10 protein-coding genes are annotated in these 12903 nt (G+C 67.5%); 4 read left to right on the forward strand and 6 right to left on the reverse strand.

What is annotated here, in order from left to right; all coding sequences use genetic code 11:
* The first annotated feature begins 104 nt into the window (after positions 1-104).
* A complete protein-coding gene (locus AB0B61_RS44575) occupies positions 105-947 on the forward strand; it encodes an SMP-30/gluconolactonase/LRE family protein (RefSeq protein ID WP_358446008.1) in 843 nt (280 codons plus the stop codon).
* 37 nt (positions 948-984) lie between these two features.
* A complete protein-coding gene (gene cpt, locus AB0B61_RS44580) occupies positions 985-1536 on the forward strand; it encodes a chloramphenicol phosphotransferase CPT (RefSeq protein WP_358446011.1) in 552 nt (183 codons plus the stop codon).
* Positions 1537-1548: 12 nt separating this feature from the next.
* On the opposite strand, the gene AB0B61_RS44585 is transcribed toward cpt, so the two are convergent.
* The 3 genes from AB0B61_RS44585 to AB0B61_RS44595 form a co-directional block, all read right to left on the reverse strand.
* The gene (locus AB0B61_RS44585; RefSeq protein WP_358446013.1) at positions 1549-2280 is read right to left on the reverse strand and encodes a class I SAM-dependent methyltransferase; all 732 of its coding nucleotides are present in this window, start codon (positions 2278-2280) and stop codon (positions 1549-1551) included.
* A gap of 484 nt (positions 2281-2764) precedes the next feature.
* Positions 2765-5662: a hypothetical protein gene (locus AB0B61_RS44590; RefSeq protein WP_358446016.1), complete on the reverse strand. Its 2898-nt coding sequence runs from the start codon at positions 5660-5662 to the stop codon at positions 2765-2767.
* A gap of 273 nt (positions 5663-5935) precedes the next feature.
* Positions 5936-6937: a CPBP family intramembrane glutamic endopeptidase gene (locus AB0B61_RS44595; protein ID WP_358446019.1), complete on the reverse strand. Its 1002-nt coding sequence runs from the start codon at positions 6935-6937 to the stop codon at positions 5936-5938.
* A gap of 99 nt (positions 6938-7036) precedes the next feature.
* Between AB0B61_RS44595 and AB0B61_RS44600 the strand changes: the two genes are divergently transcribed.
* The gene (locus AB0B61_RS44600; RefSeq protein ID WP_358446021.1) at positions 7037-7768 is read left to right on the forward strand and encodes a hypothetical protein; all 732 of its coding nucleotides are present in this window, start codon (positions 7037-7039) and stop codon (positions 7766-7768) included.
* Positions 7765-8307, forward strand: coding sequence for a DUF6529 family protein (locus AB0B61_RS44605; RefSeq protein ID WP_358446024.1), 543 nt, complete (start codon positions 7765-7767; stop codon positions 8305-8307). The genes AB0B61_RS44600 and AB0B61_RS44605 overlap by 4 nt, the downstream gene beginning before the upstream one ends.
* Positions 8308-8363: 56 nt before the next feature.
* Here AB0B61_RS44605 and AB0B61_RS44610 read toward each other — a convergent pair whose 3' ends face one another.
* The 3 genes from AB0B61_RS44610 to AB0B61_RS44620 all read right to left on the reverse strand — a co-directional run bounded on the left by AB0B61_RS44610 (position 8364) and on the right by AB0B61_RS44620 (position 12672).
* The gene (locus AB0B61_RS44610; RefSeq protein WP_358446027.1) at positions 8364-9302 is read right to left on the reverse strand and encodes a CoA ester lyase; all 939 of its coding nucleotides are present in this window, start codon (positions 9300-9302) and stop codon (positions 8364-8366) included.
* A 501-nt stretch (positions 9303-9803) separates the two neighbouring features.
* The gene (locus AB0B61_RS44615) at positions 9804-10976 is read right to left on the reverse strand and encodes a Fic family protein (RefSeq protein ID WP_358446030.1); all 1173 of its coding nucleotides are present in this window, start codon (positions 10974-10976) and stop codon (positions 9804-9806) included.
* A 430-nt stretch (positions 10977-11406) separates the two neighbouring features.
* Positions 11407-12672: an ATP-binding protein gene (locus AB0B61_RS44620; RefSeq protein WP_358446226.1), complete on the reverse strand. Its 1266-nt coding sequence runs from the start codon at positions 12670-12672 to the stop codon at positions 11407-11409.
* Between the last annotated feature and the right edge of the window lie 231 nt (positions 12673-12903).

The raw sequence follows: 12903 nt of genomic DNA on the forward strand, positions 1-12903 counted from the left end.
TCGACGTCCCTGACACATGGAGGTCGTGATGAACTTTCGCTCGCCATATGTGCTCCTCGTCCTCATAGACGTCACTCTCGAAGACGTCGCGAAGGGAGGCTTCGATGTCTGAACTGCGTACCTGGATCACCGGCCTCGGACTGCTCGAGTCGCCACGTTGGTACGACGGCCGCCTGTACTTCTCCGACTGGACCGCGCACGAGGTCATCGCGCTGGACCTCGACGGCAAGCACGAGGTCGTGGCCCGGGTGGAGTCGATACCCCTCTGCACGGCCTGGCAGCCTGACGGGCGGCTGGTGATCGTCGACTCGGCGCGGGCCCTGCTGCTGCGCATGGAACCCGACGGTTCGCTGGTGACCCATGCCGACCTGAGCGGCATCGGGCAGGGCTGGAACGACATCGTCATCGACGGCCGCGGCAACATCTACGTCGACCGCGCGGGCTTCGACATGCTCAGCGGTGCACAGTTCGCTCCCGGGGCGGTCACACATGTCGGTCCCGACGGCTTGGCACGTGACGTGGCCGACGGCATCTCGTTCCCCAATGGTCTGGCCGTGACGCCGGACAACTCAACACTGATCGTCGCCGACTCGTACGGCAAAAGGCTCATGGGGTACGACATCGGACCCGACGGCAGCCTCGCGAACGGCCGGGTGTGGGCCGACCTCGGTGACAGCGTCCCCGACGGGATCTGCGTCGACGCCGAGCACGCCGTCTGGTACGCCGACGTGCCCAACCGGCAGTGCGTACGCGTCCGCGAAGGCGGAGAGAAGGTGCGGACCATCCAGCTCGACCGCGGCGCCTTCGCCTGCGAACTCGGCGGCGAGAACCGCTCGACGCTCTTCATCGTGGCCGCGGAGTGGCGCGGCATGCCCGAAATGGTGCCACCCGGAACCGGCCAAGTCCTCTCCACCGAGGTCGAGGTCCCCGGCGCCGGCTGGCCGTAAAGCGGTGCCTGGCGCTGAGTTCTAGGGTGGTGCGGTGATGACCGAGGTGATCGTGCTCAACGGCGGCTCCAGCTCAGGAAAGTCGGGCATTGTCCGGTGCCTGCAAGCGACCCTGCCGGACCCTTGGCTGGCCGTCGGGGTGGACACGTTGATAGAGGCCATGCCCGCGTCCATGCGGACCTCGGACGCGGGAATCGAGTTCGCGCCGGACGGCACCGTGCTGGTGGGCCCTGAGTTCCGCCTGCTGGAGGCCGCGTGGATCGAGGGAGTCGCGGCGATGGCTCGTGCGGGTGCCCGAGTCATCGTTGACGAGGTCTTCCTCGGTGGGGCGGCCTCTCAGCAAAGGTGGCGGAAGGCTCTCGACGGACTGCGAGTCCTGTGGGTCGGTGTCAGGTGTGAGAGCGCGATTGCCGCAGGCCGAGAGATCGCACGTGGCGATCGGATCACCGGCATGGCCGCGTCACAGGCGGATGTGGTCCATCAAGGCGTGAAGTACGACGTGGCGGTCGACACGACCAAGACCGAGGCCATGGAGTGCGCACGGATCATCGCCGCGCACGTAGCGCGATCACTGCCCAATACGTACTAACCGTGGACGAGCTCAGTTACCTGCCCGCCGCCGGAACAGAGCAGCCAGCAGGAAGGGAACACCGAAGACGGGTGCCTCGGGCACCTGCTCCTCCATGAGCCGCAACTCGATCTCGGTGTAGTCCGAGAAGATCCAGCGCAGCGCCTCAGGCGTGTAGGCCAGCCCTCCGTGCAGGCGACCCTGGCGATAGAACTCCTCGTCCGGCAGCTCGGAACCCATGACACCGGCGGCGAAACAGGTGAGGCCAAGATGACCGCCGGGGGCGAGCAGACGCTCCAGCAGGCTCAGATAACTCACCCGGCGATGCGGCGGCAGGTGGTGGAGGCAGCCGGAGTCATAGACCAGGTCATAGTGCCCGGGCGGCAGGTCGACGGAGAAGATGTCGCCGCAGTGGAAGCGGACCTCGACGCCCGCCTCACGGGCCCGCTCCTGACCCCAGGTAACGGCGGCGGGGGAAAGGTCGACGGCGTCCACCTCGAACCCGAGCGAGGCGAGGTGAACCGCGTTGCGCCCTGGTCCACAGCCCAGGTCCAGGGCGCGTCCCGGGGTGAGCAGGCCGCGATCGAGGTAGGACACGAGGCTCTCGTCCGGCTTGTCGACGAAGAAGGGGATCGGTGTGGAGCGGTCGGAGTAGAACTCGTCCCACCAGGAGGAGGCGTTCGGCGTCCATCGGTCGGCATCCGCGGCGAAAAGGCGGTCCAACATGGACAGGACGTCTTCTACCGTACGGATATCCCGGTTCACTCACAGCCTCCTCAGACCCCGGCCGCCCACGCGATCGGGTCCTTGAATTTTAGCCGTCATAGGCCGCATTTGCCCACGTCAGCGGCCATTTTCACGATCGTCGAGCAGCGGCTGAAAAGGGCTACAGGGCGGCATGGAGACCCCGCGGGGACCGACGCGCTCCTCTCCTCCAGGCAGGCGGTCGTCGCTCGGCAACGCCTTCGTAAGGGGCGTTCATGGGGCTTCTCGGGGCACGACAAGACCCGGTTTCCTGGGGCAGGAGATTTTTTTCGCAGATGTGGCTGTTGCCTGGCGAAAGCGGGCGCGGGCGGAGCCCGCGCTGGGAAGGCGTCCGAGCGGAGCGAGGTCCTTCAGGGGCCGGGGCTTTGGCCCGGCTGGGAGGAGCGCCTGAGCGCCCCCGCGCGGACCGCCCATGGCGAAGCCCGTTGTGCGCCGGAGGCGCCCTCAGAAGAACGTCCGGAGCTTAGCGGAGGCCCTTTGGGCTTCAGCGGTCAGACGAAAGGGACGACGTCCAAAGGATCATGTGGTCGGCGTTGTAGGTCGTCGAACGGCCCAATGCCACCACCTCCGATCCCATCACCGTCACCGCCGCCAGCCACTGCATCCCCGCCCCCGCCAGTCGTCCCTTCGTCAGGTCCACCCGGTTCCACGACAAACCATCCTCAGACAGCCAGACCGCGCTGTCCCCCTCCCCCGGTGTCCCGTGCCAGCCGACCGCCACCAGCCCCTGGTCGGCCGCCGCGAGGTCGTACACGGCCGCCGCCTGGTCGGCCGGCAGCCAGGCCGTACGCCAGGTCGTACCGTCGTCTTCCGAGACCGCGGCGAAGGCGCGGCGCGAGCCGGGGGTTTGGGCTGTTCCGATGGCGATGAGCTTGTCCTGGTACGCCACCACTTCCCGCAGTCCGGCGGAGCCGGCCTCCGGTGGCGAGACGCGGTCGCGGGACTTCCAGTTGACGCCGTCCTCCGAGAACCAGACCACGGCGCTCTCCCGGTCGCCGCTGCCCGAGCCGCCTATGGCGACATATCCGGATGGTGTGGCGGCCACGTCGTACACGCGCACACCAGAGCCTCCCTGCGGCAGCTTCTTCGACCGGGTGAACTTGCGCAGGTCAGGCGTGAACCAGAGCGCGGCGCCCGGAATGCCCGCCGCGTTGCGGTCCTCGCCGGCGAGCACGTAGCCCGACTCACCGGCGGCCACGACGTGGAGGGCCAGGTACGGATGGTCCTGGGTACGGGCCAGGTCACCGGAGGCCGTCACCTTCTTCCAGGTGCGGCCGTCCTCGGAGGACACCAGGAGCGGGTCGGTGACCGACGTGTCCGCCTGGGTGCTGCCGACGGCCAGCCAGCCGCGGCGACCGTGGGCGACGTCGTCGAGGGTCTGCTGGTTCGTCCCGCCGAGGCTCATGGAGGTCCAGGACTGCCAGTTCAGGCTGGTCCAGATGCCGGCGTCGCCGGAGGCCGAGCCGACCGCGACGTACCGGCCGTCGAAACCGGCCAGGCGGTTGGTCTGGCGGGCGATCCGCGACAGGCCGTCGACGCCGGCGAGCCGTACGCGCGTCGCGTCGCCGCGCGGGGGCGCGGTCATGAGGACGAGCTGGTTCTCGACGTCCGCCGTGGCCTGGTCGCCGCCCGCGAACAGGGTGCCCGAGTCGGAGATCGTGAAGCCGCGCAGCGTGGCGCCCGGCAGGTTGCCGAGGTCGGTCCGCTTGGCCCAGCCGCGCCCGTCGGCGCTGGTCAGGATGGAGTACTTGCCGAGGTCCGCCTGGCTGACCGCGGCGATCCCCGACGGGTAGCTGATCAGCGAGTCGATGCCGGGGCTCGTACCGCTGAGGCCGCGGATCGAGCCGCACTGCGCCCACTGCGCGCCGGTCGGCGAGCAGTAGACGCGCACGTCGCCGGTGATCGTCCGCTGCCTGGTGGGGACGAGGACGAACTGCTTGGGCAGTACGGCCAGCGACGACCCGGTCCGCGCCTCGGGCAACTGGAACCCGGTGGCCTGGTAGGTGGCGCCGCCGTCGCTCGACCTGATGACCCTCGAGCCGTCGCCCGGAGCGGACTCGGCGATGGCCACGACGGTGTTCCCCTTGGCCACGACCGCCTTGAGCTCGCGTACGTTCAGCCCGCCCGTGTCCACGCGCTTCCATGCGCGCCCGTCCGGCGACTGCCAGGCCGCGGGTCCCGTTGCGCCGCCGTTGAGTGTCGTACGGCCGACCGCCACGAACCCCGACGACGTCCTGGCGATACCGGAGATCAGGTCACCGTTCCTGAACGCGGACAGACCACTCTGCTCCACGGCCGCCCAGGTGAAACCGTCGCTGCTCGTCCACAGGCCGCGCTCGGCGCCCACTCCGTCGCCACCGCTGGCCAGCCAGCGCCCGTCGCCGCCCACGACCCGCTGGACCGTCGGCGTGCTCGACCCGTTGACCTGGCCGAGCTGCCACGTCTTCCCGCTGTCCGGCGAGAACAGGAACAGCGGCCGCGGCGTCGGGCTCGTCGTGTCGCTGCCGACGGCCACCACGGCACGGCCCACCGAGGTCATGTCGTTGAGCTTCTGATCGGAGCCGTCACCGGCCGACGGCACGGTGAACAGCTCGTCGCCCGAGCGTTCCGTGCCCTCGGACAGCGCCAGGCCGGGCTTGTCGGAGGAGCGCCACTGCCACACGAGCACGCCTCCGGCCACGAGCAGCACCAGCGCCAGGGTGATGGCCATCGGCGCGGCCAGGCTGCGCCGCCGTACCGGACTCGACCGGCGGACCGCCGACGGGGCGGGGCCGCGGTGGTGCCTGCCGCTGGAGCCGCCGGGACGCGGCGGGCCCGACGCGACGAGGCGGTCCGGTCTGGTGGGGCGGCCGGCGGGCGGGCGGCCGACGCGCCGCACCTCGGGCTCGTCGAGGTCCTCGGGGTCGTCTTCCGGGTCGTCCGGCGTGCTGTACGGGGCCTCGTACTGGGGCTCGTGCTGGGGCTGATCCTCGTCCCGCGGCTGGTCCTCTGTCTCGAACCAGGATCGGGGTGTGACCTCAGGGGGCTCATGCTCGGCCTGGGGCTCGGCCTCAGCCCGGGATGGCCTGCCGGCCACGAGCTTGTCGGGATGGTTCACGACCCGGCGGCGGCGCGGCTCCGTCTCGGGTTCCGCGGTCGGGGAGCTGTACGGCCGGCGCCCCTTGGGCGGGTCCGGAGGCTCGTCCTCAGGGACCGGGGAGGAGAACGGCGGCATACCCCACGGTGAGGCCACAGGCAGGCCACGAGCCCGATCATCGGTGGGGCCCGGCGGGGAGTGCCGGATCCGGGGCTCGTCGGCGGCATGGGGGTCGGCGGCTCCCTCGGGCCGCGGGTCGTCATCACCCGGCGGTCGCCGTGGCGGGTCGCTGGGGCCGGAGGCCACGCGTCGCACCTCCTAGTACGTACTGATCGAACTGAGCGAACGACCCGGTAGAGAGAGGTATGCCGGATCGCTCCGGGCAGCCTGCCCACGTTTATGCGCTTATTTCGTTTTTCGTGTCACTGCGGCGTGGAATATCGCACATGAGGGCTAGTTACCCTGTCTCGCCGAGATGATCACCTCCGGAATCCTCGCCCACCCACTGGATCCAGAGCAACACGCCTGAGCCCGAATGGCGAGACCTCTCTAGCGAGATTCCTGGCACCAGCTAGCTATTTATCCCGAAACATCGCCAACTGACCGTTTTTTAGCCAGGTAGAGCACCCCAACCGCGTACGTCCCCAACTGCACCACGGTCCCCACCAACGCCTGCCAGGGCACGTCCCCCTGCTCCAGCGCCTTCTCCAGATGCCCGGCGGCCGCGCTCATCCCGAACGCCAGAACGTTGTTCATCACATGCAGGGCGATCGGCGCCTCCAGCCCTCCGGTCCGTACCGCCAGCCATGCCATGAGGGCACCGAAGCTGAAGACGTCGATGAGCCCGATCCACGAGTACCCGTGCAGGGACGCGAACAGCGCCGAACCCAACACGATCCCCCATACCGGGCTCCGCAGATGGGCTCCGAACGCCTGCATGACCCAGCCGCGGAAGATGTACTCCTCGGTGGCGGCCTGGAACGGCACGAGCAGCACGATCACGATCAGCGGGGGAAGGAACGCGCTCCACCCGGCCCAGCCGAACAGGTCCGTGACCGGCTCCCTGGTCACCGTCATCGTGACGACCTGGGCGACCTGCCCGAGCACCAGGGCTATGACCGCCACTCCGAGGCAGCGCAGCAGCCACGCCCACCGCAGCCGCCCGGCCACCGAGGAGAGCGACCCGGGGCGGCGCCGCTGGATGAGCGCGACCGTACCGAACACCGCCGGGAGCACGGCCGCGATCGAGAGCAGCAGCACTACCAGCGAGAACACCGGATCGCCGAACAGCTCCCCGGCCGTCAGCGACGACGGAATGCCGAAAATCGTCGCCAGCACCACGCCGACGCCGATGACCACCGCCCCGATGACGAAGAACGCGACGCCCACCAGGATCGTCCCGACGATCTCCCGCCAGGCACCGCGATCACCCACTCGGGCCAGGTAGTCGTACCGCGCGCCCCTGGGCATCGGCCGGAACCACGGCTCCCGCGCGGGTGCGGGCGGCGGCTGGTATGGGTAGGCCGGCCGGCCCGGCGGCTGTGTCCCGTACGGAAGCTGGGGTCCAGGATTTTCCTGCATCTCTACATTCTGTCTGGGAGATGAGCATTAGTTCACAGACGATCCGTTAGTTTGAGCGGATGCTCGGTGGAGTAAGCATTTCGACCCTGGGAGCAGTTCATGTCAAGGCTGGGACCTGTCATCACCCTGACAGCGGGCGCCGCGCTCGCCGTCGGGCTGGGTGTCGCCAGCATCACCGCGACACCGGCGGCGAACACAACGGCTGCCGCCACCTCCAACGAACCCTCCGCGACCGAGACCACCGCCGCGGCTGAACCTTCGGCGGAACCTGCCGCCACCGCCGCCATCGTTACCCCCGAACCTACCGAAACCGCCGAAGCCGCCCCGAAGACCATCGACAAAGCGGACTACGGAGGCTACGTACGGGGCAACGGCGGCTTGATCGCCATCTCCACACGCGACGGCAAGACCATCGGCTACTTCTGTGACGGCAAGTCCGAGGCCTGGTTCAAGGGCAACGAGAAGGACGGAAAGATCACCCTGCGGGGCTTCGGCGCCGCGGCCGTCGGCGGCACGCTCGGCGGTGGCAAGGCCACCGGCTGGCTGAAGATCGGCGGCAAGAAGTGGACCTTCGCCGCGAACACCGTCGTCAAGCCCTCCGGCCTCTACCGGGCGACCGCCCAGGTAAGGGGCGCCAAGCTACGAGCCGGCTGGATCGTACTGAAGCGCCCGCAAGGCGGCTTCACGCAGGTCGGCGCCGCGTTCGCGGACGAGAAGCAGCTGCAGATCCCGCAGCTGAACGCCTACCAGCCGACCGAGCCGGTACCGCTCGACGACGACACCACCCTCTACCCGAAGGACGTCGACGGCTTCATTCAGGAGATGCAATGAGCGTCAGCGCGCACCGGCCGACCAGCATCACCCCCCTCTTAGTCCCGCTGCTGATCGGCTGGCTGGTGGCGATCGCCCTCGGCGTCTTCGGACGCACCCACGCCCCCACCGGCTTCGCGGTCGGTCCCGCCGGCTTCTCTGCGGCGCTGCCGATGAAGGCGTGGCTGACGACGGGCGCGCTCGTGCTCGCCGCCGTCCAGGTCGTCTCCGCCATGTCGATGTGGGGCAAGCTCGGGGTCTCCATTCCGCCGGCCGTACACCGCTGGTCGGGCCGGCTGGCCTTCCTGCTGACCATCCCCGTCGCCTTCCACTGCCTGTACGCCCTGGGGCTGCAGTACGACGTGCCCAGGGTGCTCGCGCACTCGCTGCTCGGCTGCTTCTTCTACGGGTTGTTCACGGCCAAGATGCTGGCCCTGCCGAAGCGGGGCACGCCCGGCTGGACGCTGCCCGTGATCGGCGGGCTCGCGTTCACCGCGCTGGTCGGGCTCTGGCTCACGTCATCGTTCTGGTTCTTCACCACGATCGGCTTCAAGGTCTGATGACTTGAAGCCCAGGACGGCTTGAAGCCCAGGACGGCTTGAAGGCCAGGACGGTCTTAGCTCTCCGGGCTGAACGTCTTCGTACGGCTCAGCCCGGCAGCCCGTCCCTTGGCCGCCACGACGAGCGCCATCTTGCGCGAGGCCTCGTCGATCATCTCGTCCCCCAGCATGACCGCGCCGCGCTTCTCCACGGTCGTGTAGTAGTCGTACGCCTCGAGGATGAGCTCGGCGTGGTCGTAGTCCTGCTGCGTCGGCGAGAACACCTCATTGGCCGCCTCCACCTGCGCCGGATGGAGCACCCACTTCCCGTCGAACCCGAGCGCCGCGGCCCGCCCGGCCACCCGCTTGAACCCCTCGACGTCCCGGATCTGCAGGTACGGCCCGTCGACCACCTGCAGATCGTGCATCCGCGCGGCCATCAGCAGACGCATCAGGATGTAGTGGTACGCATCGCCCTCGGTGTAACCCGGCGGCTGCTCCCCCACGACCATCGTGCGCATGTTCACCGACGCCATGAAGTCGGCCGGCCCGAACACCAGCGCCTCCAACCGCCTGGACGCCCCCGCGATGGCGTCCACATTGACCAGCCCGCGCGCGTTCTCGATCTGCGCCTCGATCCCGATCCGCCCGACCCCCAGCCCCATCGTCTTCTCGATCTGGGTGAGCAACGTGTCGAGCCAGACGACCTCGGTCGAGTCCTGCACCTTGGGCAGAATCAGGCAGTCGAGTCTGTCCCCCGCACCCTCCACCACCTCGATCACGTCACGATAGGTCCACTGCGTCGACAGATCATTCACGCGTACGACCCGCGTCTTCCCCGTCCAGTCACCCTCCCGCAACGCGGTCACGACGTTCTTGCGAGCCTCATCCTTGACCAGGGGCGCGACAGAATCCTCCAGATCGAGGAACACCTCATCGACCGGCAGAGTCTGGGCCTTCTCCAGAAACCTCGGGTTACTACCGGGGACGGCGAGAACAGATCGACGTGAGCGCATGCGCACACGCTAGCCCCCTCGCCGCCGCCTGGTTCGCACCCCCACCCACCACGCCCCCACCCGCTACCCGCTTACCGGCTTGACCGTCTGATGCCCGCCCCTCAACAAAGGACTTCGCGGGTGGGCGCTTCGCGCTTCGGGGGCAGGCGTTGCTTCCAGTCGGGCCGAGGCCCGACCCCTGCAGGACCTCGCTCCGCTCGGACGCCCTATTGGCGCGGGCTCCGCCCGCGCACCCTCCGAACCCTCGACCACCTACTTCGAGGGCTCCTGTGACCGGGAGAAGCGGCGTTGAGCATGCTTCATTGTTCAATGCAATCCAACATCGTGAGCGATGTTATTCAACATCATGAGCGATTTAATCCAACAACGCCTCACGCGAGGCTGTCAGCGGTAGCGCCCTTGACCCATCGCACCCACCGCATACCCCGCTCCGAAGAGGCTACGGGCGCCTGAACACCCGGCAGGAGAGGGGTGTGGCGTGCGGCCGACACCATCTTGACCTCAGGCTTCTCCGGCGAATGGATCGGAATCGTCACGCGGATCGCGTTCGGCGACGATCATCTGACGCACCGCGCGCAACGTCGCACCCGCGACGTAATAGCGCCCCCTGTTGACTCCCTGAGGTTCCAGCAGGCCGATGGACGCAAGATGGCTGAGATCGCGGCTGGCAGTAGCAAGAGAGATCTCCTCATCGCCTCCACGCTTGAGCCACGCCCGGTAAGTGGAATTGCGTATGCGTTGCCCGAGGGCCGCGTCGAACAGCGCGGTGAGTGCGCGCTCGGGCAACGCCTCCGCTTTAGTGAGTCTTTCCAGTTCGACCCACAACCTGGCCGATTCGCGCACGCGCACGAGCACGGTGCGCGCTTGCCGCAGGTGCGCGGTGAGCGCGAACCTCAGCCATGGCCGAGCATCGCCATCAGGCCTGTAACGACCTTGTCCAACCGCGCCTAGCACCTTGTAGTAGGCGGGAGTGTTACGACCGAGATATTCCTCGATGTTCATGAAGATCGGACTGAGTACACCTTCACGCGCAATGATCAGCGATTGGAGGCAGCGCGCCATCCGACCGTTGCCATCCCGAAACGGGTGGATCATCACCAGGTTCAGGTGCGCCATGGCGGCACGCACAAGCGGGGGTTCCTCGCGGCCCGTGGGGGCGCAGCCGTTCTCCGCTTCGAGTCGTGCCGTGAACTCGTCCATGAGCGTGGGCACCTCGTCGACAGGTGGCCCCTCGTACACGATCGCCCCACTGGCGTCGTCGCGGACATAGATATCTCCTGCGCGCCAGTTCCCGGGCCGGTTGTCGAGATTGTACGAAGTCATCATGAAGTGCAGGACTTTGATCAGTTGAGGGCTGTAGGCAAAGTCCTTCTCCCGAGCGACCTGCAGGACATACGTCATCGCCTCGCTGTAGCCCCTGATCGCCTCTCTCGTCTCACCTGCCGCGTCGATCGGCTCGGCCCCGTCAGCGATGGCCGCCGCGTCGTCGAGCTTGGCGTCGAAACCCTCGATCGAGTTGGAACCCTGCACGGCCCGAGCGAAGCTCTGACGGCGCAACGAGCCGACCCAGCGGCGCGGCTCATGGAGCTGAGTGCGGAGGCGCCCTCTGAGGGCCTCGACCTCGGCCAGGACGCTCAGCTCCTGGTCATCTAGCTGCGGAGTGGCGTAGAGCATGCTTCATTGTCCAATAAAATCCAACATCATGAGGGATTCAATCCAACATCGTGAGCGATATTATTCAACATCATGAGCGATTGAATCCAACAACGCCTCACGCGGAGCCGTCAACGGCAGCACCCTTGACCGGTCGCACCCTCCCGCACGCACCGCGCCGAGGAGGCTCGAGCTCTCAGCGCGGGTGGGCCCGCTCGACACGGGCCTCCGGCCGGCGAGGCTGCCCGCCGCATGCGGTAACTCGGCGAGCTTCCCGCAACTCAACAGCGGCGACCGACCGGACAACCTGAGGACCCCGCCCTACTCGACGACGCCACTACTCAGCGGGAACCCGCCTCCGCAGGGCGCTGTGGGAGGGTCAGGCACCACAAGCTGGAGTTCATTCATGCCAGCTGGGGGTTCTGCGCCCGGTAAACCGGAAGTTGAGCATTCACGATTGGGTCGTGGTGCCGAGCATCCACAGCGATGACATGGGCAAAGCTCTCAGCCTCTCACCGAACGACAAGCTCTGTTCGCCGGTATACAGGACGAATCCCGCCCGAAACCGTGCGCCAAGCCGGTCGGCCAAGTGGCGCAGTCCTCGGAAGTCATCACCACGCACGGTTTCTGCGGCTTTGACCTCCAGGCCGATCACTTCGCCGGAAGCGTGCTCCAGGACCATGTCCACCTCGACTTGATCGCGGTTCCGGTAGTGGAACAGCTGGACGGATTCGTCGGCCCAGGTGAGCTGACGGGCTACCTCGCCGATCGCGAAATTCTCAAGCAGCGGGCCGATGGGCGCCGTGATATCTCTGGCGCGCTCAGGCGACATGCCGATGAGCCGACCGCCCAGCCCGCTGTCTGTGACGATCAGTTTGGGGGTGGAGATGGCGCGGGTGGTGAGATTCGACGACCAGGCCGGTATGCGCTTGATGACGAAGATCAATTCCAGGAGATCCAGATAGCGCGAGAGCGTCACCCTGGGAAGCCCTACGTCGCCGGCGATCGACTGGATCACGGCCAACCCGCCCATCCGAGCCCCGATGACGCTGAGCAGCCTGCGCATCTCCGCTGGACGTTCGATGTCGGAGATCTGGCGCACATCACGGGTGACCAGGTCGGTTATGTAGGAATCGAAGAACCTGTTGCGCCTGCGTCCGGGATCCCTCCGAACCGCCTCCGGGTAGCCGCCGCGCAGTGCCCGGTCCACGTAGTCAGACTTACGGAGTGGGGAAGGGTTCATGGCGACATCGGCGCCATGAGTGAAGACATGGTCCACGAATCCGTCCGGAGCGCTGTCGATCTCTCCCTGGGACAGTGGCCACAACTCGATGGTCTCCGTCCTCCCGGGCGGAGCGTCCGGGAGATCACGTAGGCCCAGTAGACGCGCGGAAGCGGTGAGAAGAAAGCGGCCCGGACGTGGATGCCGATCGACCTCGTGCTTGATCGGCAGGAGTAGCTGCGGGGTGCGCTGGATCTCATCGATCATCAGAAGTCCGTCGTGCTGGACGAAGGCGACGGGATCCTCCTCGGCCGCGGCCAGGATCGCTGGATCGTCCAGGTAGAGCTGGCGGGCATTGTCCGCCCGGGCGGCGATCAAGCTCGCCAGCGTGCTCTTGCCCACTTGGCGAGCGCCGTTCACGACGACGACTCGCGTGTCCGACAGCGCTTCGAGTGCCATTGCCTCGGCGCGTCGCGGGAACAAGGACGGATCCATCACACGACGCACGTTACCGCAGTTGAATGCGGTTGTGTGGGCGGTCTGCCGGAAGATCGGTGGGCGGTCTGCCGCTGGGTGCGTGGGCGTTCTGCCGGAGGGTCCGTGGGCTCCCTGAGCGAGGTGACGGCTCGCGCCACCGGCATCCCACCCCGGTCGGCTATGAGGTGGAAGTACCCTTCAGGACCTTCGAGAGGCACTGACACAAACCAGATGACCCGCTGACCTCAG

It is taken from the genome of Nonomuraea sp. NPDC049158 (genome assembly GCF_040648335.1).
In the GTDB taxonomy this organism is placed as follows: domain Bacteria; phylum Actinomycetota; class Actinomycetes; order Streptosporangiales; family Streptosporangiaceae; genus Nonomuraea.

Coding starts and splice junctions, on each gene's coding strand:
- AB0B61_RS44610 (WP_358446027.1), bottom strand. CDS start 9,302: ATGCGCTCACGTCGATCTGTTCTCGCCGTCCCCGGTAGTAACCCGAGG.
- AB0B61_RS44575 (WP_358446008.1), top strand. CDS start 105: ATGTCTGAACTGCGTACCTGGATCACCGGCCTCGGACTGCTCGAGTCG.
- AB0B61_RS44605 (WP_358446024.1), top strand. CDS start 7,765: ATGAGCGTCAGCGCGCACCGGCCGACCAGCATCACCCCCCTCTTAGTC.
- AB0B61_RS44600 (WP_358446021.1), top strand. CDS start 7,037: ATGTCAAGGCTGGGACCTGTCATCACCCTGACAGCGGGCGCCGCGCTC.
- cpt (WP_358446011.1), top strand. CDS start 985: ATGACCGAGGTGATCGTGCTCAACGGCGGCTCCAGCTCAGGAAAGTCG.
- AB0B61_RS44595 (WP_358446019.1), bottom strand. CDS start 6,937: ATGCAGGAAAATCCTGGACCCCAGCTTCCGTACGGGACACAGCCGCCG.
- AB0B61_RS44615 (WP_358446030.1), bottom strand. CDS start 10,976: ATGCTCTACGCCACTCCGCAGCTAGATGACCAGGAGCTGAGCGTCCTG.
- AB0B61_RS44620 (WP_358446226.1), bottom strand. CDS start 12,672: ATGGATCCGTCCTTGTTCCCGCGACGCGCCGAGGCAATGGCACTCGAA.